Below are 19670 nucleotides of genomic sequence, written 5' to 3'. Positions count from 1 at the left end.
TTCATGGAGGGACATTGTGAATTTAAATAATAATAAGAAAAACCAAAATATACTGATTTTTGGTGGTGGATTTGAAAATAAAGGCGCTGAGTCAATGACTTTAGTATCAGTACATGAATTGATGAGATTATATCCAAATAATGAGATAATAGTTATTTCAAATAGTGATTATCCATCTGAGAAGGTAAGAGAAGAAAAATTTAATTTCTCTATTTTTCCAATTAATCCTAATGAGATGCTATATTTTGGTATGGATATATTCAAAATGTCATATTTACTCTTTAATATTTTGAGATATGTAATAAGAAGAAAGGGAATTTTTAAGTTTCGAAATAAAAATAAATTCAAAAGTATTTTAAAGAACACATTTTTCTCAATAGATATAAGTGGCTATGCGTTGTCTAGTCAATGGGATTTCTTTACCAATATGGCTTTTATTAATAGAATAAAAATACATAGAAAGAGCCAAATACCTTATTTTATCATGCCACAATCTTTTGGCCCTTTTAAATATAGAAAAACTGAAAGAATTATTTTACAACCGCTAATTAATAGGTACATTAAATACCCGAAAATAGTTTATTGTAGAGAAAATCAAGGTTTTAATCTCTTATCGAAAATAAGTGCTTCTAACCTAATGAAATCATTAGATCTAGTTCTTTTATCAAAAGAAATAGATGAGAACGCCCTTTTTAAACATGAAATAGATTATCCAGTAATTATAACTCCAAAAAATTCAGTTGCAATTATCCCAAATTCTAAAAATAATAAATTTTCAAAAGAAAATATGAATATGGTATATATTAATATAATAGAAAAATTAGTTGAGCTAAACAAAACTGTTTACCTTTTATCACACTCAAGAGAAGACTTGAAAGTGTGTAAAGAAATATTTAACAATTGTAAAAACCATGAAAAAGTGATATTTATTGATAAAGAATTTGATAACATAGAGTTATCATTCCTGATTGCCAAGATGAATTACATTATAGGTTCGAGATATCATTCTATAATTCACGCTTATAAGTTGGGAATTCCAGCTGTAGTTATAGGTTGGGCAGAGAAATATAGAGAGTTGACAAATGCATTTAATCAAAATGATTTTTTAGTTGATGTAAGAGATAATTTTTTTGATTCGAAATTAGCCGAAATTATAAATACAATGGAAAAAAACTATAATAATGAATCATTAAAGATTTCTTCCTTATTAGTTAATTATCAAAAATTCAATCCTTTTATTAGTATAGAGGCAAAGTTAAATGAGAACACTTAATTCTTTTAAAAATCTTTTTTCCGGTGCAGGTGGATCGATTCTTAAACTAATTTTGCAATTTATTTCTAGAACTTTTTTTATTTATTATCTTGGTAAAGAATATTTAGGTATCTATGGTTTGTTTTCAAATATTTTACAAGTATTCAATATTACTGAATTAGGCATTGGTACAGCCATTATTTATAGCTTATATTCACCTCTTGCAAAAAAAGATAAAGCTGAGATTACTTCAAGAATAAATTACTTAAGAAAAGCATATTTTTATGTCGGATTACTAGTATTGGTTTTAGGTCTTGCGATATTTCCATTTCTCCCTTATTTGATTAAGGGCGAAACTACAATTGTGAATATTAATCTATTTTATTTGTTGTATTTATTGCAATCATTATCATCCTATTGGTTTTTCGCTTATAAGTCTTCTATATTAAAAGCAGATCAAAAATATTATTTGTTTAACTTATATTCCTATATAAGTTATACGTTTTTAGTAGCAGTTCAAATTATTGTGCTAATTACGTTACAGTCATTTTTAATATATACTATATTCGGTGTGTTGTACCACTTATTACTAAATATTTTCACAAGTAAAAAAGTAGATAAGTTGTATCCATATCTAAAGAATAATAAAAAAATCCTTCCTGATGAAGCTGAACGAAAAAAAATAAAAAAAAATATCATTGGCTTATCTATATATAAAATTAATTCAACCATTACAAGGTCTACTGATAGTATTGTGATTTCAGCTTTTATTGGATTAGCAATGGTAGGGATATATTCTAATTATCTATTAATTGTTAATTCTGTTTATACTATAGCAAGAGTCATTTTTACCTCATTTGTAGCGAGCGTTGGTAATGTATTAGTAACAGATGAAAGAAAAAAAAATAAAGAACTTTTTTCAGCTTTAACTTTTTTAAGTTATTGGGTGTTTGCTGTTTTTTCTATAATGCTATATTCGTTAATATCACCATTTATTGAATTATGGGTTGGAGAAAGTTATGTATTTAGTGAAATAATAACAATTGTTATTATATTTAACTTTTTACTAGATGGTTTTAGTATAATTCCAATGATTTATAAAGACGCAAGTGGTATATTTTGGTTAGGAAAATATAGACCTTTATTTACTGCAATACTTAATATAATATTCTCTTTAATATTAGTGAAATATATGGGAGTTGCTGGGGTATTATTAGCAACTATAATTAGCAGATTACTTACTACTTGGTGGTACGATCCAATACTAGTAAATAAAAATGTATTTAAACAGAGTTCAAAAAAATATTTCTTTGATAATATTTTGTTTACAATTTTAACAGTTTTAATTGCTATTATAGTAAGCCTACTGAAAAACCAAATTTTCAATGGCTCTATTACTTCATTTGTTTTATTAATTGCTGTTAGTATGATAGTGCCCAACGTAATACTTATAGTACTTTTCTTTAAGAGAAAAGAACTTAAATTTATATATAAAAGATTTAGATTAATATTTTCAAAAAAAATATAGAGGTGTAAAATGAAAAAAATTAAAAAAGTCATAAAAGGTATTATTCCAAAACCCATATCCGCGTATATTTCTAAACGGAATGAACTTACAATTTTAAAAAAAATGGTTAAGCAGTGGATAAAAAGATTTATGCTATATGGTTTTGGAGGAGGTTTAAATACAGAAGGTTTTATACAGTTGGAGGCACAAATTATAAAAGCTTACCATTCAATAGAAAAAGGTTTGGCACACACAGAAATCCGATTACCATTTGGTAAAACAGCAGCAAATAACTTATCACAGTTGCTTATAAAGTACAATCTAAAATTGTATTCAAAGAAAGAATTTTGCTATACTACTGCAATAAGTGTCCTAAAACAATATTTTAAGGTGCATGATGATGCAAATGTAAATATTGACGATATAAAAATTAAGTTCAAAGAACTTGATTTATCTACTGAGTCAAATTTAGGTGGAACAGATATTTACAATAAAGATGCTATATATTCATCAATTAAAAAAGATTTTAAGGTATTTTCCAATTCTCGAAGAAGTGTTAGAGAATTTTCTGATAAAAAAGTTGATACTGATGATATTATGGCAGCCATCGATTTGGCTCGGAATACACCATCTGCTTGTAATAGACAAGGGTGGATTGTTAGATTAATAGAAGATAAAACTAAAATGGATATAATCAGTGATAACCAAAATGGTAATACATCATTTGGCGATAAACTAGATAAGTATCTTGTGATCACATCAAATTTAGAGGCTTTTGCCCGACCAAGAGAAAGGTTTCAGCCATTTATAGATGGGGGTATGTATGCAATGAACTTATTATATTCATTACATTATTATGGGATTGCAACAGTTCCTTTAAGTGCGTCTTTATCGTTAATACAAGAAAAAACAATACGAAACAAATTAGACATAGGTGACAGTGAATATATAATCATGTTTATTGGCTTAGGCAATTATGCGGACACATTTAAAGTGCCTAAATCATCAAGAAAACAGGCAAATGTAAAAATTTTATAATAAGGAGAACGAAATAATGAAAGGAATTATTTTAGCAGGTGGCTCAGGTTCTAGACTTTTTCCATTAACAATGGTCACAAGCAAACAATTATTACCAATATATGATAAACCTATGATTTATTATCCATTATCTATATTAATGCTAGCAGGAATAAAAGAGATTTTAATAATCTCTACACCAGATGACACACCAAGATTTGAATCACTTTTGGGTGATGGAAATAAATTTGGAATTAATTTGTGTTACAAAATACAACCATCACCAGATGGATTGGCACAGGCCTTTCTGATTGGTGAAGAGTTTATTGGTAATGAGACGGCATGTATGATTCTTGGGGATAATATTTTCTATGGGAATGGTTTAAAAAGTGCTTTAGATAGAGCTGTAGAGAACTCTAAAAACAGTAAAGCAACTGTTTTTGGTTATCACGTAGATGATCCAGAGCGTTTTGGAGTAGTTGAATTTGATAAAAACGGTAAAGCTATATCTCTAGAAGAAAAACCTAAAAATCCTAAATCTAACTATGCAGTTACAGGTTTATATTTTTATGATAATCGTGTTGTTGATTATGCTAAGAAAGTTAAACCATCTGCTCGTGGAGAATTAGAAATAACTGATTTAAACAGAATGTATTTAGAAGATAATAGTTTAGATGTTGTTACATTTGGTAGAGGATTTACATGGCTAGACACCGGTACACATGAGTCATTAGCAGAAGCAACAGCTTTTGTTAAAATGATAGAAGAACATCAAGGTTTAAAGATATCTTGTCCAGAGGAAATTGCATTTAATAATGGATGGATTACTAAAGATCAACTCAGAGAACAAGCAGAACTTATGAAGAAAAACCAATATGGTAAATTCTTGTTTGATGTACTTGAGGGTAAGGTGAGATATTAATGAAAGTTATAAAAACTGATATAAAAGATTTATTAATTATTGAACCTAATGTCTTTGGTGATTATCGTGGTTGGTTTAGTGAAACTTATAATGAGAAAGTTTTTAAAGACAATGGTATTGATATTATTTTTAAACAAGATAATCATTCATATAGCAAACTAAAAGGTGTTCTTAGAGGATTACATTTCCAAAACGAACCGTATGCTCAATCTAAGTTAGTAAGATGCACAAAAGGCAAAATATGGGATGTTGCGGTTGATTTAAGAAAATCAAGTCCAACATATTTAAAATGGATTGGAATAGAGTTAACACCGGAAAACCATAAAATGTTTTTTATACCACAAGGTTTTGCCCATGGATTTATCACATTAGAAGATAATTCGGAAGTTCAATATAAAGTTGATAATCTATATAATTCTGACACAGATCGTGCTATACAATACAATGATCTTGATATAAACGTAATTTGGCCATCAAATGAAGTTATATTATCCGAAAAAGATAAAAAAGCTCCCACTTTAAAAGATTCAGATGTGAACTTCAAATGAAAGTTATCGTGACAGGTGTAAAGGGCCAATTAGGTTATGATGTTGTAAGAGAGTTAAAGAAAAGAAACTATGATGATATATTGGGCATTGATGTTAACGATCTAGACATTACTGATAGTATATCTGTTATAGAATTCATGAAAAAAGAAAAGCCAGATGTCATTATTCATTGTGCAGCATATACAGCTGTTGATAATGCTGAAGATAATGAAGCAGTATGCTATGATGTTAATGTTAATGGAACAAAATATCTTGTTGATGCTGCAAAGATACAAGATGCTAAATTCGTTTACATTTCAACTGATTATGTTTTTTCAGGAGATAAAGAAGGTCAGTATGAAATTACTGACAAACCTAATCCAAAATCAGTATATGGTAGAACTAAATATTTAGGTGAAATAGAAACATTAAACCATAGTAAGCACTTTATTGTTCGTATCTCATGGGTGTTTGGCAAGAATGGAAATAATTTTATTAAGACTATGCTTAGACTTGGAAGTGAAAGAGATGAATTAAGTGTCGTCTCAGATCAAATAGGTTCACCGACTTATACGTATGATTTATCAAGATTAATTGTTGATATGATAGAAACGGAAAAATTTGGTATCTATCATGCAACAAACGAGGGTATATGTAATTGGTATGAATTTGCTAAAGAAATATTCAATCTAACAAGTATTAATATTAACTTAAAACCTATAAAGACATCACAATACCCAACAAAAGCTACGAGACCTATGAATTCCTCAATGAGCAAGCAAAGTTTAGTCGATAATGATTTTAAACTTCTTGAGTCATGGCAAGATGCAATAAAACGATATTTAAAAGAAATTGAGGTAAAATAAATGAAAGTATTAGTTACTGGAGCAGCAGGGTTTATTGGTGGCAATTTTTGTCACTATATGGTAGATAAATATCCAAACTATGAGATAATTGCGTTAGATGCACTTACATATGCTGGTAATTTACAAACACTAGAACCAATCATGGAAAATATAAGTTTCAAGTTTGTTAAAGGTGATATTACAGATAGATTATTTATTAATGATTTATTTAAAAAAGAGGCATTTGATATAGTAGTAAATTTTGCTGCTGAATCTCATGTCGATCGTTCAATCGAAAATCCTGAAGTGTTTTTGAAAACTAATATTTTAGGTACACAAGTATTGATGGATGCATCGCTAAAAAATGAAGTAAAAAGATATCATCAAGTATCTACTGATGAAGTTTATGGCGATTTACCTCTAGATAGACCTGATTTATTTTTTACTGAAGATACACCAATTCACACCTCAAGTCCATATTCTGCGTCAAAAGCAGCAGCTGATTTATTAGTACAAGCATATTACAGAACCTTTAACTTGCCAATTACTATCTCAAGATGCTCAAACAATTATGGACCATATCATTTTCCGGAAAAACTAATCCCTTTGATGATTAAAAAAGCCTTAGCCGATGAATCATTACCTGTTTATGGTACCGGTGAAAATGTTAGAGACTGGCTACATGTCCATGATCATTGTGTTGCCATTGATTTAATTATTCATAAAGGTAAAGATGGTAATGTATATAACATAGGCGGACATAATGAAAGAACAAACTTGGAAGTAGTTAAAACTATACTTAATGAGTTAAGTAAGCCAGAATCACTAATTAAATTTGTCACTGATAGAAAAGGTCATGATATGCGATACGCTATAGATCCTTCTAAAATAGAAAATGAGCTTGGATGGAAAGCAAAGTATAACTTTGAATCTGGTATTATCCAAACAATAAGATGGAATATACAAAATCAAGATTGGATAAATAACATCGAAAATGGAGAATATTTAAGATTTATGGATGAATATTATAGAAATAAATGATAAAATGTTTGACTTAAGATTAAATAAACTGGTTTGGCATGAAAATCTAGACATATGTAATAAAGAATATTTCGGATATATATTTTTGATGGGAGCAGTATAATGGAATCTTTTAAATTAATAAATAATTCAATCAAAAAACAAAACAGATTACTTACTAAAATCATCCCATTATTTTTAGTAATAAGTATCTTTTTTTCGACGATAAACATAAGATTCGTTGGCGAGATAGAGTCATATCTGATTATATTAATTTTATCAATAATAAGTTTAGTGTTGAATAAAAACAAACTAATGCTTATGGATATATCCATAGTGTTTCTTGTATTTTTAATGTTCTTTATTTCAGCACTTCGTCTAATAACTTATAAACAAACTTATGAATTCTTTATATATTTTATAACATTTATTAGTATCTCATTTTCCTTATCATATAGCAAAAAATGGCATTATAATTTCATTAAGTACTCTTATATAATATTAATTATATTTGTTGCAATAACTTATTTTAGTGTGTTCTTTCCAGTCAGTTACGAAAATTTTATTATTCCACTATTTAGTGATTATAGCCAGGAAATAGTTAGGAAATTGATATATTATAATAATGAGCATAGTGGCTTAACAAGTCAAATTTCATTTAATAGTTTTTTTATCTCTTTCGGTATAGGTATTATATTGTCTCGTATTATAACAAATAAAAGAAATACCTTAAACTATTTCCTTATCATTATATTTATTATTGCATTGTTTTACACTGGCAAAAGATCAATTTATATTGCTTCTATCGTAGCTTCTCTAATAATGATATTTATAAGTATTAGCAATAGAAAGAGAAAGAATCTTCATCCAGCAGCATCTTCTTTTATGATATTTGGAGCTGTTTTTATTGTCTTATTTTCTATAATTCTATATTTTTCTTTTAATAATTATGATTATGATATTCTAAATGAATTGTCTAGTAACAGGTTAAACTTATATGCTGAAGCCTTTAATTTGATACAAGATAAAATATTTTTTGGCCATGGTTTATATAGTGCCCCTATTTATTTAGATAATGTTTTCACAGTTGAGATATCACAGATTCACAATATCTATATACAATTATTGTTCGAAATGGGAATATTTTTCTCTCTTATCATAATAGTTTTGCTTTTCACTTTTTATTATAGAACACTGAAATTACTTGCATCTAATGCTAATAATGGAGTGAATTATAACATATATTTATATATAAGCTTTTATTGCCAGTCTTTATGGTTATTATACGGTTTATTTGGAAATCCATTAACAACATACCCGTTTCTTATTATTTACCTTCTAAGTATTTCAATAACTCAATATTATTATAGAATTAACAGATTTATGAAAATAAACATCAAGATGTAACTATATGAATAATTTTAAGAATTTCAAGTGCTTTGAGACTTTAAAAAGGGTTAAGTCAAAAGTGATGACTTTTATAATAATTGACATTGGTTTCATAAGGACCGACAGTTCAAACTAAAGGGTCAGGGCATGGAGTCGAGGGGATTTAAACTTTTGATATAATTAACGGGACTTATGCCCTTATTTGAGATGTTAAATGATGTTTTAACATAAGAAAAAAATCTCAAAAATGACACTTCATAGTGTAGGGTCAACACGCGAAATTTATGTTCAAAATGAAGGGTTTCAGCAAAACCCACAGTTATTTCACTAAGACTGCAACATAAATATAAACTTTACATCTTTTGTATATAAAATAGTGAGAATTACTCTTAATTAGATTAAGAATTGACTGTCTATCTCATCAAAAAAATCTACTTTTTGGACCATCATATGTATAAGATTTAATAAATAGACAGTTTTTAATGTCGTAATGTCAAATAATGGACAGTTCGAAACAAAAAAATTTATATGAAATCACTACTAATATATGATAAACCCCTTAATAATATCTCTTTTTGAACATAAATTATCTTTTATTATATTTTATTACATAATTAATTTAAAGAGCTAGAATTAAAAAATTGATTCTAGTTTCTTTTTATTACATATCTATATAGGTATAAATAATAATTTTCTTGTAAAATCTCTATATTTAAAATTTTGAATTAGAAAAGAAGTGCTTTTTATTGTATAATAGTATTAACTTATTTGGAGGTATCACTTATGTGTGGAATTGTAGGTTTCATTGGAAATAAAAAAGACGCAAAAGAAGTAGTCCTTAGTGGACTCACTAAATTAGAATACCGCGGATATGATTCTGCAGGTATTTCTTTATTTAATTCCAAATTCAGGTCCTTTGATATCTACAAGGATTTTGGACGTGTCCAAAAGCTTATAGATTTGACAAAAAACACACTAAAATCAAATATAGGTATTGGCCACACACGTTGGGCAACTCATGGCAAAGTCACTAAAGAAAACGCACATCCTCATTACTCACAATCTAAAAGATTCATCATTGTTCATAATGGTGTCATAGAAAATAACGAAGAACTTAAATCACAATATTTATCTGATTCATTTTTCTATTCTGAAACTGATACTGAAGTGATTGCACAACTCATAGAAACCTTCACAAAACAATTAAACGTAGAAAATGCTATCCTAACCACTTTAAAACTATTAGAAGGCTCTTATGCTCTTCTGGTTATTGATACACAAACACCAGATACAATATATGCAGCTAAAAATAAATCTCCATTAGTTTTAGGCAAGGGTGATGATGGTATCACCATAGCTTCTGACTTAATGGCTCTTTTAGGTTATGCAGATCAATATATTGCTCTTGCTGATCATACATTTGTGGTGGCAGAATCTGATAGTGTTAAATTATATAATCTAAATCATGAATTACAACCTTTAATTTATCTAGAAATTGATCTAGATGAATCTTCTACAGATATGGGTGAGTATCAGCATTATATGATTAAAGAAATATACGAACAACCATCAGTTGTTCGCAGAATTGTTCAAAACTACTTTAATCATGATAAAATTAATATATCAGCAGATATTCTAAAAGATATTAAAGCATCTGATAGAATCTATATACTTGCTGCTGGTACATCAATGCATGCAGGTTATGTAGGTAAGTACTTATTTGAAGAATTAACTCATATTCCAGCAGAAGTGCATATCGCATCAGAATTTGCTTATCATACACCACTATTAACTGCTAAACCATTCTTTTTAATGATCTCTCAATCTGGAGAAACTGCAGATTTAAGAGCATGTTTATTAAAAACTCAAAAACTAAATTATAAGACTCTAACTATTACCAATGTTAAAACTTCAACATTAGCTAGAGAATCTAACTATTTTCTTGAACTCTTTGCAGGTCCAGAAATTGCAGTTGCTTCTACAAAAGCATATGTAGCACAAGTTGCGGTATTATCAATCTTATGTAACACCTTATCAGATCAAAATATTGATTTGATAAAAGAGTTAACAAAGGTTGCATTATCCATAGAAAACTTTTTAGCTACTCAAGATATATCGTCTTTAGTTCATGATAAAATAACTAAGAGAAATTGTTTTTATATTGGTAGAACCATTGATTACTATACATCACTAGAAGCTGCCTTAAAGTTAAAAGAGATATCATATATTCAAACAGAAGGATTTGCTGCTGGTGAATTAAAGCATGGAACCATTGCATTAATAGAAGAAGGAACTCCTGTTATTGCACTTATTTCAAGCAAAGAAATATCAAAGAATACTAGATCTAATTTAAATGAAGTCATTTCTCGTGGTGCAACCACGATGATTATATCTTTAGCTAATACATCTCAAGAGAGTGACGATATCATCTTAAAAGATGTACATCCACTCTTAACTCCTATGGTTATGGTTGTGCCTACACAACTTATTGCATACTATGCAGCCTTAGAACGTGGTAATGATATAGATAAACCTAGAAACTTAGCAAAGAGTGTTACAGTAGAATAAAGGAGCTTTTATGGGAAAATATTTTGGAACAGATGGCATAAGAGGTAAAGCATTTGAGCATTTAAATGCTGGACTAGCATATCGACTAGGACAAGGTTTGAAATATGCGATAGATATCAATGAAGTCGTTATCGGATATGATACAAGACAATCATCACCAATGCTTGCGCATATGATTGCTGCTGGTGCATTATCCGAAGGATTAAATGTTTCTTTTGCAGGCGTATGTTCAACGCCTATGGTTGCTTACTTCTCAAAAGAAAAATCAATCATTGGTGTCATGGTAACAGCCTCACATAACCCTTATACAGATAATGGTATTAAAGTCTTTAACAAAGGCTTTAAGACGACTGAAAAAGAAGAAGAAATTATTGAATCTTTTATTGATAATCCTAAACTAGAAATCAAAGCATTTGGAGATTTCAAACTATCTAGTGATTTTGAATCTACTTATTTAAAACTTTACAATCAATTTAGTGTAAAAAAAACAAACTTAAAAATAGCATATGATTCTGCAAATGGCGCAAACTTCAAAATAGCTCATAAACTATTTAATAAATATGCCCCTGATGCCATTCAAATAGGAAATAACCCTGACGGACTAAACATCAATAAAAATTGCGGATCAACTCACATGGAGTATATTCATGAGTATGTTAAAGAATATCATCTTGATGTTGGATTTAGTTTTGATGGAGATGGCGATCGACTTTTAATTTGTGATCAAGATAAAATCTATGATGGAGATGAAATTATTTTCATAATTTCATCATACTTAAAGAAAAAACAATTATTAAGACATAATCATGTTGTTTTAACAAAGATGAGTAATCCTGGTATACTTAAAGCATTAAAAGAAAAAGAGATTGAAGTATCTCTAACAGATGTAGGTGATAAATATGTATCTCTAGAATTGACAACTAATGATTATGTCATTGGTGGAGAAAATTCAGGACATATCATCATGAGACACTTACTTCACACTGGTGATGGTCTATTAGTCGCAATCTATTTATTATCTATTATGGCTGAAGAAAATAAAACTTTAAAAGAACTAACATCAAGTCTTAATTTATATCCATATCAATTAATCAATATCAAAGATGTTGATAAATCGATATTAAAAACAGATGAAATGAAAAAGTTTCTTGAAAACATTAAAAAAACACTTGGAACTGATAGTCTACTTTTAGTTAGACCATCAGGCACTGAAAGTCTTATAAGAGTTACGGTTTCTCATTCAGATGAAAGTGTGATGAGAAATACCATTGATAAAATAGTTAAAAAAATAAAAGGATTTGGAGTTGATGTTGATGCGTAAAACATATGGATTAGTACTTGCAGCTGGTAAGGGAACTAGAATGAAAACAGATATGCCAAAATGTGCATATCCAATTTTAAAAAAACCAATGATTGAATACATCGTAGAAAAACTTGAAAAGACTACCATTAATGAAACAGTTGTAGTCGTAGGTCACAAAAAAGAAATATTAATGGATATTTTAGGCAATCGTGTTCAATATGCTGAACAAGTTGAACAATTAGGCACAGGTCATGCTGCACTATCAGCTGAAAGTATTTTAGCTGATAAAGAAGGAGTTACGTTTATTCTTCCTGGTGATATGCCTTTAATGGAAATCAAACTAACTGATAAACTTTTAAAAGCCCATGATGAAATGGGTAATGATTTAACAGTTGTTTCTATGGTTTATGATAATCCTAAATCTTATGGCCGTATTGTTCGTGATAAATATGGTGTGATATCTGCAATCGTTGAAGATAAAGATTGCACTGGTGAACAAAAAGCAATTAAAGAAGTAAACTCTGGAGTTTACGTTATTGACAATCAAATTTTGTTTAAAATATTAAGAAGTATACCAAAAAATGAACGAAAAGGTGAATACTATTTAACTGATATCGTTTCACTTATGAAACATGACTATAAAATAGGTTCATTTGTTGTAAGATCAGCTTATCAAATGATGGGTGTTAATGATTTATATTCTGTAAGTATCGCTGAGCGATATTTACGTGATGAAATTAATAAAAACCATATGTTAAATGGTGTAGAAATGGTTTCACCTAATACGATTACCATAGGACATAATGTCTTAATCGAACCAGGTGTTACAATTTATCCAAATACAACCATTACTGGTATGTCAACAATTAGAGAAGGTGCAGTTATTGGCCCTAATACAGAAATCCATAATGGAAATATTGATGAATTTGCAGAAATTAAGCATTCATTAATTTATGATTCAACAGTTGGAGCTCATACGACCGTAGGTCCATTTGCTCATTTAAGAAATCATGCAGTGATTGGAGATCATAATAGAGTAGGTAACTTTGTAGAAGTTAAAAACTCTACTACAGGATCAGGAACTAAAGCGGCTCACTTATCTTATATAGGAGATGCTGAAGTTGGATCTAATGTTAACTTTGGATGTGGCTCAATTACCGTAAACTATGATGGTGTTAAAAAACATAAAACTATCATTGGTGATGATGTCTTTATTGGATGTAATGTTAACATGGTTGCGCCATTAACTGTTGGAGATCAAGTGTTTATTGCTGCAGGATCTACAGTTACAGAAAATATACCTAAAGGATCACTATCTATTGCAAGAAATCATCAAGTCAATAAAGCAGACTATTATAATAACTTAATTAAACCTAAACCAAAACCAGAAAAATAAGTTTAAAAATACAAATGCATTTGAGTTATTTGACTCAAGTGCATTTTTTATTTATTTAAACAAAAAAATAAAATAATTAATTAATATTTATACATGATATAATGATAAAAAGAGATAATTTATATATTATATATAAAACAAGAAATGAGGGGTTTTATGGCAAACAAAATTATACCAATTCTTTTAGAAGAGAAAGTTAAACGTTATGCATATCTCATCTATAGAGAAAGTGGATCTATTTTAATTGATCCAGGGTCAAAACATCATGCACCCCTGCTCATTGCTGCTTTGAAATCACACATCAAGATTTCAAATTTATCTTATATCATATTGCAATCAAATGATTATTTAAATCTTTCATCTCTTGATGATTTAAATAAAGCAGGATTTAAAGGTAGAGTTATCGCAAATGAATCAGGAGTGCCTTACTTAAATGATATGCTAGATAATAACCTATCATCAATTGCATCTCTAGATTATCAATTAAAGCTATCTGATCAATTGACTCTAGATTTTATACCGATTCCTTTTTTGCCCTTTCCAGAGTGTTTTATGACAGTTTTTAAAGAAGAAGGCATTTTGTTTTCTGCTCATCTTTTTTCTCAAACTGATTGTATAGATGGAAATCTAGAAGAATTGATCATGTCAATTAATCATTTTCATGAAATGATTCTACCAAGTGTTGAATTTGTAAGACAATCTATTAAGAAATTAAAAAAATATAATCTTATTCAAATATATCCACGTCTTGGTTGTTTCTTAAAAAGAACGATGATACCTGATATATATGCTAAAGTCTTAGCCTATGATTTTTATAATTCAAATCAAGTCATTGAATATAAAATCAATAAAAATGTTTCATATAATTATGAAACCATCATTAATCATATGTTGAAAAGGTTAGAAACTAAATATCATAGATCTGATATCCTAGATGTATTTAAAGATTCTGATATTCATTTAGAATTATATCCACACATTGAAATAGAATCTACTATTTTAAAAGAATATAAATTATGGAATGGTTTTTTTGATACTATTTATCAAAAAAGAGGGTTTGAATGGTTAACTATATTAGAACCTATTGTAAAAAAATATCACAATACATATAATATTAAACTTCCAACCATTTATAAAACCAGTTTTGTTGAACAAGAAACAAAGATTGCAGATCTAAATTTAGAAACGACACATTTAAAAGAAAAAGTGTTAGAGTTATCTTCTAAAATAAGCCAAACTACTGATAAACTACTACGATGTGAAATCACAGATCTTTATAATCAAAAATTTATGATTGGTCACTTATTAAATAATTTAGATAAGCCATTAGAAGAGAATCATGTTCGTGGTCTTATGCTAGTGCATATTGATAATCTCTTATCAATTAATAAAAAATATGGAACACATAAAGGTAATGAAACTTTAAGAAACCTAGTTCATTTAATGAATAGCATAAAAACTGAAGATACGATGCTATTTAAACAAACAGGTCCAGGTATTTTTGTCTATAAACATGACATAGCAGAAAAAGATTTGATAGCTTTTGCTTTAAACTTAAGCAAGAAAGTTAAAAAATCTGATCTTTTCATTGAAGATATAACTGTTTCTATCAGTATCATAACAACTGAAGAACTTAACATGAAATATCCTTTAGATGAAAGAGTTAATCAATTTATTGAACTCTCACAAATGAGATTAGAGAGAGCTAAACTCAAAGGCAAGGGACAAATCCTTGATATGAACACAGATGAAGATACATATATAGAAGGTATCATTCTTTTAGTAGATGAAGATGAAACCTATCAAAATCTTATGGTTAAGATTTTTGATCGCATTCATTATAAACTTATTATTGCCAGTGATATCTATGAGGCATATGAACAACTAGAAAGACATAATGTAGATGTTATCATTTCTGAGATTAATTTAAGTAAATTAGATGGATTTCAACTTAAACAAAAAATTAATGAATCTTTAACTTTTAAAAATATTCCATTCATCATCGTGAGTCATCTTAAAAATTTAGATGTCGTCAATAGATGTAATTTACTAGATATTGATTTAATCTTACAAAAACCAATTATTCCAGATGAATTGATTGGACATATCAAAAGAATAAGAGATAAGAAGGTAAAAATTTAATGCTAGACATCATTTATGGAGTTGCTAGCTCTTTTGGTGTAATCATTTTATTGTTTATCATTTTGATATATAATCAAAAGAGAATACATGATAAAAAATCATTGAGAATAAAAAAAGCTAGAGATTACCTCTTTAAAAAATATATAGATCAAGAAGATGTATCAATTCCTGTATCTAAAAGGTTCTTTTTTGATGCATTAATTGATGTTGATGAACAAATACATCTAGAACCAAGCGTAAGAGAACATATTATAAACGATTATAAGGATTCAAAATTTATAAAAAAACAATTTAGATCAATCAATTCAAGGAGTTCTTATAAAAGAAAGATAGCAGTCTATTATATATCGAAACTTCGTACAGAAAATGCATATGAACATTTATATCAAAGATTTTTAAAAGAAAAAAATGAAGCTGTAAAAATTAGAATTGTAGCCAATATGCGCTATGGATTAAAAGATCAATATTTGACTTCTATTATTGAATCATTAGTTGATTCATCTGATGAATATCAAGATCGCTTATGTATCTTGTTAGGTAATAATTATAAACGCATCTATGATGCATTTGTATCTTATAAAGATGATTTAAGATATCAAATCGTTTTAGGTTTAATTAGAATTGGAGCATTTCATTCAGATGCATTTTTAATTGATTATATGCAAAATACACTTTCTTGGATTATAGAAGATCATCCATATGATCAAACAATCAACGAGCAACTTAAAGAAAAAATATTACAAAATATATTTAAACATACACCTGAATTATTATCAACACCACCTTATTTGGAGCATGATGATATCATGGTAAGATCTTTTGCAATATCATCACTTTATTATGAACCATGTATGACATGCATCAATCGTATCATTGAAGGATATGATGAAGGTGAATTAGAAGATATTAGGGTTAAAACGTTATCTAAGATTGTTTTAAATGATCGATCATTTTTGAATCATTTATTAAGAATATTTACAGAATTAGAGCATTATCAAAAAGAAATGCTTATTAAAGTATTTGCGGATCGTATCGACTATATCATTTTAGATATATTTGAAACACAACAAAGTCTATTAAAAGATATTATCAATAGAATGCTTAAACTAGATATTACAGAATCAATCATTGATTTTTTAAATAATAATAGAGATCAAGCTATTGAAACATACTTGCTTAATATCATTAAACTACATTTGAGTCGCGATGATGAGATGACAAAAGAGTTTAGAATATATTTAAATTCAGATGTCTTAAAACAAATGGGACTTCAAAAATTTACTCCGGTTATACCAAAGAAAGAAAAAGCACCTATTGAAAAGGCTAAGATCTATTGGATGATTCGATGGATTGTTTTTTCGTTTTTACTTTTCCCTGTTATTTATGTAGTTAGACTTAATGTGTCAATAGTTGATTTAACTTTAATAGAAATAGTTGAAGGGTTTTTGATTGATGTAAATGTCTACTTAATTTTTTATTTTGTAAGTATAAATAGTATCTATGCGATTTTATTTATTTTGGCTTTAATTAATTCAAGAAAACAAGTAAATCTTTCAAAGACAAGAAAGAACACATTATTATTTTCTGAAAAACTATTGCCTGGGATATCTATAATCGCACCAGCATATAATGAAGAAATGAATATCATTGATAGCATAACTAGCCTATTAAATTTAAAATATCCTATTTATGAGGTTATTGTTGTGAATGATGGGTCTAAAGATGAAACGCTAAACATTATGATTTCTCATTTTAATTTAGAAAGAAAACATTCAGCTCATCTAAATCATTTAGGCACTAAAAAAATAAGAGGTGTCTATTATACAAAAGATATTCCTAATTTAATTGTTGTTGATAAGCAAAATGGTGGTAAAGCTGATGCATTAAATGTCGGTATTAATTTAAGTAAACAACCTTATGTTTGTGGTATAGATGCAGATAGCATTTTGGAAGGTGATGCTTTATTAAAACTTGCAGCAACCATGCTAGATGATACAAAACCATATATTGCCATGGGTGGCAATATCTATCCTGCTAATGGATTTACATTTGATAAGGGTAGAGTAGAAAAAAGAGGTATTCCTAGTGAAATGGTTTGTAGATTTCAAACCATTGAATATTTAAGAGCTTTTACAAGTGGACGTATTGGATGGAGTCAACTTAGAAGTTTAATGATTATCTCTGGAGCCTTTGGACTTTTCCATAAACAAGCATTAATTGATACAGGTGGATATTTAACAAGTAGTAGTAAACTTAAAAAAGATACAGTTGGTGAAGATATGGAGCTTGTTGTCAGAATGACAAGACAAGCACTAGAGAAAAAAGATCCTTTCCGTGTCGCTTATGTTTATAATGCTCATTGTTATACTGAACTACCTAGTGATATTAAAACACTTTTAAAACAAAGAAACAGATGGCAAAGAGGTCTCATTGATATATTAGCATATCATCGAAAATTATCATTTAATCCAAAATATAAACAAATTGGATTAATAGGATATCCATATTTCTTTGTCTTTGAGTTTTTAGGGCCATTTTTTGAAGCTCAAGGCTATATCATGCTAACAATCGCTATGATTTTAGGACTGTTAACACCAGCTATTATATTAGGCATATTTGTCTCATCTATTTTATTTGGAGTTGTTATTTCTCTATCTTCAATTTTCATGTCTGAAAAAGAAATGAAGATGATGAACAGAAGAGAAACTATAGTTATGCTGTTTTTTGCTATTTTCGAAAACTTTGGATATAGACAATTAATTAGTATGCATAGAGTTTATAGTAGTTTTAGTGCTTTAAGAGAAAGTGGAACATGGGGCACGCAAACGCGAAAAGGATTTAAATCATAATAAGTATTAAAGAAAAAAAGAAAGGCAATGATACATATGACATATGAAAAAGAATTAAACTTAATAAAAAATGTTACAAAAAAGATCTATGAAGATGCAATCCTTACCGTTAAAAAAACATCTTTTAAAGGTGAACAAGATATTGTTACCTCTACAGACCTTTATATTGAAAGACATTTGATTGATGCGATTAAGAGCAATTTTTCTGATGATTTTATTCATTCTGAAGAATATCACAATAAAACGGTTTTAAAGGATCGCACTTGGTTAATCGATCCAATTGACGGAACTAGTAATTACGCATCTAATTTAGGCTTATATGTCGTTCAAATCGCTTTATATGATAAAGCAGATATTGTTTTATCATATATTTATGCGCCTAAGTTTAATAAAACATATTATGCAATTAAAGGAAAAGGTGCTTATTTAAATGATCAAAAATATCATGTAAGTGATCAACATGATCCATCAAATTTTATGATTTCTATGGTAGGACTTAGTCATAAACAGTCAGAAACGTCTTATTTTAAAGCCATATTAGATTTAGCTATCGAGCATAAATATAAAACAAGAATGTTGGGATCTATTGGACTAGAGCTTGCCTTGACATCTGAGTCTATCTTTAATCTATTTTATACAAATGTTACAAACCTTTGGGATTTATGTCCTGGAGTCTTATTAGTAAGAGAAGCAGGACTTTTAGTTGTCAATGAGAATTTTGAAACATATAAATTAGGGGATCAACATTTATTTGTTTGTAGGGATACTCAAACTTTAAATATTATCAAAGAACATATCTTAAATCTTAATTGAGATGATCCATATAAAAACTAATATCTTTTATGGCAAATTTTTTCAATATATGGAAGAATGTTCATTGTCTAATTTATCCATTTTTTATTATGATATAATGAAATTATAAAGATAAAAGGG

14 protein-coding genes are annotated in these 19670 nt (G+C 28.4%); all 14 read left to right on the top strand.

Annotated features, from left to right (window positions below):
• Nucleotides 1-16 precede the first annotated feature (16 nt).
• Complete coding sequence (locus MPAN_RS04980; RefSeq protein WP_176239555.1) at nt 17-1273, top strand: polysaccharide pyruvyl transferase family protein; 1257 nt, start codon at nt 17-19, stop codon at nt 1271-1273.
• Nucleotides 1260-2780 (top strand): MATE family efflux transporter, encoded by a 1521-nt coding sequence (locus tag MPAN_RS04975; RefSeq protein ID WP_176239554.1) that lies wholly within the window; start codon nt 1260-1262, stop codon nt 2778-2780. The genes MPAN_RS04980 and MPAN_RS04975 overlap by 14 nt, the downstream gene beginning before the upstream one ends.
• A gap of 9 nt (nt 2781-2789) precedes the next feature.
• Nucleotides 2790-3797 carry a nitroreductase family protein gene (locus tag MPAN_RS04970; RefSeq protein ID WP_176239553.1) on the top strand — a complete coding sequence of 336 codons (1008 nt, stop codon included), beginning with the start codon at nt 2790-2792 and terminating at the stop codon, nt 3795-3797.
• A 16-nt stretch (nt 3798-3813) separates the two neighbouring features.
• The gene (gene rfbA / locus MPAN_RS04965) at nt 3814-4698 is read left to right on the top strand and encodes a glucose-1-phosphate thymidylyltransferase RfbA (RefSeq protein WP_176239552.1); all 885 of its coding nucleotides are present in this window, start codon (nt 3814-3816) and stop codon (nt 4696-4698) included.
• Nucleotides 4698-5246: a dTDP-4-dehydrorhamnose 3,5-epimerase gene (gene rfbC, locus MPAN_RS04960; protein ID WP_176239551.1), complete on the top strand. Its 549-nt coding sequence runs from the start codon at nt 4698-4700 to the stop codon at nt 5244-5246. The genes rfbA and rfbC overlap by 1 nt, the downstream gene beginning before the upstream one ends.
• Complete coding sequence (rfbD, locus tag MPAN_RS04955; protein WP_176239550.1) at nt 5243-6091, top strand: dTDP-4-dehydrorhamnose reductase; 849 nt, start codon at nt 5243-5245, stop codon at nt 6089-6091. The genes rfbC and rfbD overlap by 4 nt, the downstream gene beginning before the upstream one ends.
• Nucleotides 6092-7111 carry a dTDP-glucose 4,6-dehydratase gene (gene rfbB, locus MPAN_RS04950; protein ID WP_176239549.1) on the top strand — a complete coding sequence of 340 codons (1020 nt, stop codon included), beginning with the start codon at nt 6092-6094 and terminating at the stop codon, nt 7109-7111. It abuts the gene before it with no gap.
• A gap of 102 nt (nt 7112-7213) precedes the next feature.
• Entirely contained in the window at nt 7214-8497 is a 1284-nt protein-coding gene (locus tag MPAN_RS09070) for an O-antigen ligase family protein (RefSeq protein WP_176239548.1), read from the top strand.
• Between the two features lie 765 nt (nt 8498-9262).
• On the top strand, nt 9263-11047 hold the full coding sequence (gene glmS, locus MPAN_RS04945) for a glutamine--fructose-6-phosphate transaminase (isomerizing) (protein ID WP_176239547.1): 1785 nt from the start codon (nt 9263-9265) through the stop codon (nt 11045-11047).
• 10 nt (nt 11048-11057) lie between these two features.
• Nucleotides 11058-12368 carry a phosphohexomutase domain-containing protein gene (locus tag MPAN_RS04940; RefSeq protein ID WP_176239546.1) on the top strand — a complete coding sequence of 437 codons (1311 nt, stop codon included), beginning with the start codon at nt 11058-11060 and terminating at the stop codon, nt 12366-12368.
• Nucleotides 12361-13746, top strand: coding sequence for a bifunctional UDP-N-acetylglucosamine diphosphorylase/glucosamine-1-phosphate N-acetyltransferase GlmU (gene glmU, locus MPAN_RS04935; protein WP_176239545.1), 1386 nt, complete (start codon nt 12361-12363; stop codon nt 13744-13746). Before MPAN_RS04940 ends, glmU begins: the two co-directional genes overlap by 8 nt.
• Nucleotides 13747-13902: 156 nt before the next feature.
• Nucleotides 13903-15888 carry an oxygen-binding di-iron domain-containing protein gene (locus tag MPAN_RS04930; protein WP_176239544.1) on the top strand — a complete coding sequence of 662 codons (1986 nt, stop codon included), beginning with the start codon at nt 13903-13905 and terminating at the stop codon, nt 15886-15888.
• Nucleotides 15888-18737, top strand: a complete 2850-nt coding sequence (locus MPAN_RS04925) for a glycosyltransferase family 2 protein (RefSeq protein WP_176239543.1) — start codon at nt 15888-15890, stop codon at nt 18735-18737. Before MPAN_RS04930 ends, MPAN_RS04925 begins: the two co-directional genes overlap by 1 nt.
• Nucleotides 18738-18764: 27 nt before the next feature.
• On the top strand, nt 18765-19550 hold the full coding sequence (locus MPAN_RS04920; RefSeq protein WP_176239542.1) for an inositol monophosphatase family protein: 786 nt from the start codon (nt 18765-18767) through the stop codon (nt 19548-19550).
• The last annotated feature ends 120 nt before the right edge of the window (nt 19551-19670 follow it).

This window comes from Mariniplasma anaerobium (assembly GCF_016865445.1).
In the GTDB taxonomy this organism is placed as follows: domain Bacteria; phylum Bacillota_I; class Bacilli_A; order Acholeplasmatales; family Acholeplasmataceae; genus Mariniplasma; species Mariniplasma anaerobium.
The sequence above is the reverse complement of the archived record's forward strand: the minus strand, read 5'-3'. Positions and strand labels throughout refer to the sequence as shown.

Bases quoted from the DNA above. Each gene is read 5' to 3' on its own strand.
- MPAN_RS04925 (WP_176239543.1), top strand. From the start codon at position 15,888: ATGCTAGACATCATTTATGGAGTTGCTAGCTCTTTTGGTGTAATCATT.
- rfbB (WP_176239549.1), top strand. From the start codon at position 6,092: ATGAAAGTATTAGTTACTGGAGCAGCAGGGTTTATTGGTGGCAATTTT.
- MPAN_RS04970 (WP_176239553.1), top strand. From the start codon at position 2,790: ATGAAAAAAATTAAAAAAGTCATAAAAGGTATTATTCCAAAACCCATA.
- rfbA (WP_176239552.1), top strand. From the start codon at position 3,814: ATGAAAGGAATTATTTTAGCAGGTGGCTCAGGTTCTAGACTTTTTCCA.
- MPAN_RS04930 (WP_176239544.1), top strand. From the start codon at position 13,903: ATGGCAAACAAAATTATACCAATTCTTTTAGAAGAGAAAGTTAAACGT.
- MPAN_RS04920 (WP_176239542.1), top strand. From the start codon at position 18,765: ATGATACATATGACATATGAAAAAGAATTAAACTTAATAAAAAATGTT.
- glmU (WP_176239545.1), top strand. From the start codon at position 12,361: ATGCGTAAAACATATGGATTAGTACTTGCAGCTGGTAAGGGAACTAGA.
- glmS (WP_176239547.1), top strand. From the start codon at position 9,263: ATGTGTGGAATTGTAGGTTTCATTGGAAATAAAAAAGACGCAAAAGAA.
- MPAN_RS09070 (WP_176239548.1), top strand. From the start codon at position 7,214: ATGGAATCTTTTAAATTAATAAATAATTCAATCAAAAAACAAAACAGA.
- rfbC (WP_176239551.1), top strand. From the start codon at position 4,698: ATGAAAGTTATAAAAACTGATATAAAAGATTTATTAATTATTGAACCT.
- MPAN_RS04940 (WP_176239546.1), top strand. From the start codon at position 11,058: ATGGGAAAATATTTTGGAACAGATGGCATAAGAGGTAAAGCATTTGAG.
- MPAN_RS04975 (WP_176239554.1), top strand. From the start codon at position 1,260: ATGAGAACACTTAATTCTTTTAAAAATCTTTTTTCCGGTGCAGGTGGA.
- rfbD (WP_176239550.1), top strand. From the start codon at position 5,243: ATGAAAGTTATCGTGACAGGTGTAAAGGGCCAATTAGGTTATGATGTT.